This is a genomic window from Ruegeria sp. CE9 (genome assembly GCF_056537425.1).
Genome location: NZ_JBQFRO010000103.1, coordinates 1 through 869 on the forward strand (window position 1 = coordinate 1; position 869 = coordinate 869).

General features: G+C 59.4%; 1 protein-coding gene. It reads left to right on the top strand.

Going from position 1 to position 869, the window contains the following annotated elements:
- The coding region (locus ACR0B3_RS24315; protein ID WP_480811284.1) for an MORN repeat-containing protein at positions 1-869 on the top strand (869 nt) is incomplete at both ends.

Consider the following 869-nt stretch of genomic DNA (forward strand, 5'->3'; position numbering starts at 1 on the left):
CTCAACGACATGCGCCACGGCGCAGGACGGTTGGAAACCTCGGATGGCATGGTGTTTGAGGGCGCATGGGAAAATGATCAGATCAACGGTCAAGGCAGCCTGACCCAACCCAATGGCGATATCTATGAGGGCGGTTTAGTCAATGGCGCGCGCCAAGGCCAAGCCGTGGTGCGCTATGCGAATGGCGATTTCTATGAGGGCGAATTTCTCAATGACCGCCGCCATGGCCAAGGTCGTTTCACAGGGCATCAGGGGCTTGTTTATGAAGGCGAATGGGTCGAAGGGCGCATTGAGGGGCAAGGCGTGATGACCTACCCAGATGGGGTGGTCTATGCTGGCGGATTTGAAAATGATTTGGCCCATGGGACGGGAACCATAACCTATCCTGACGGCACCAAATACGAGGGCGATTGGGTCGCGGGGGCGATGCAAGGCTTTGGCCTTGCGGAATATGCCGATGGGTTGCGCTATGAGGGCCAGTTCCTCAATGGGCGCCAACACGGCCAAGGGGTAATGACCTCAACCAACGGCTATCGCTACGAGGGCGGATGGAACGCAGGCCTGCGCGAGGGGGAAGGGATCACAACCTATCCTGATGGCAGCAGCTATCGTGGGCAATTCGTAGGCGGGGCGCGCGAAGGCATAGGCCGCCTCGAGATGGCCGATGGGTTTACCTATGAGGGCGCTTGGCGCGCAGGTGAAATCACAGGCCAAGGCGTGGCGCGCTATCGCTCGGGCGATGTTTATGAAGGGACGTTCGAAAACGGAACCCGCCAAGGTCAAGGGCGACTGACCTACGCCACGGGCCAAGTGGTAGAAGGACTGTGGGAAAACGGCCAATTAGTGGGCGCGGGGGCGGCGGATTTGCC